This is a genomic window from Proteus sp. fly-1067 (assembly GCF_040139345.1).
Classification (GTDB): Bacteria; Pseudomonadota; Gammaproteobacteria; order Enterobacterales; family Enterobacteriaceae; genus Proteus; species Proteus vulgaris_B.
In genome coordinates this window covers 1-679 of record NZ_JBEEUL010000117.1, presented here as the reverse complement: position 1 = coordinate 679, position 679 = coordinate 1, and the positions used below count along the sequence as shown (strand labels likewise).

General features: G+C 43.0%; 1 protein-coding gene. It reads right to left on the bottom strand.

What is annotated here, in order from left to right; genetic code table 11:
- Nucleotides 1-643: GTPase family protein (locus ABN217_RS19495; RefSeq protein WP_349459888.1), on the bottom strand; the 643-nt coding region annotated here is incomplete at its 3' end.
- Between the last annotated feature and the right edge of the window lie 36 nt (nucleotides 644-679).

The window sequence follows — 679 nt, the reverse complement described above, 5'->3', positions numbered from 1 at the left end:
GTAACGCCTGTATTAATTGCTCTGCTAATTCAGTGAGTTGAAAACCTTCTGCCGCAGAAACTGTCATCACAGGGTGGTGCGGCTTGAATGATGTTATCACGGCTTGCTGCTTCAAAACTAAATTAGCTGCTTGCTCAGAGGATGGTTGCTGGCACACTTCATCCCACTGGCGACAGGGCTCTATCTTGTCGGCTTGGTTCAGCACAAATAGAAATCTCTTAGGTTGATAACCGCATTGCTCAGTGAGAAAGCGATAACACTGTTCATCTGAAGACCATGCTCTGTCATCGGCTTTGAGTACCCAAATGATTAAATCCAGTTCTGGCAATAAATTACGATAGAGCTGGTGGTATTCTTTATCTCGCTCAAGGCTTTCCCCCACGCCGGGTAAATCAATAAAGGTGAGCGTATGGTTGTTCATCTTCATACTGAAGCGTTGGGCTTGGCGCGTACAACCTGAAACATTATTCACAGGCGATAAGGTCGATTGGAATAGTGCGTTGATAAGACTGGATTTTCCAACCCCTGTTTTACCCATTAAGCCTATTGTGGAGGAGTAATTGATAAGTTTATTCAAATGGGATAAAAACACATCCTTAGCCCCTTTAGGGAGGAAAAGAAAATGATTCTCGAGTTTATTCATCGTTGCAACCTTAATATATGTTAAGTTCGCATAGAT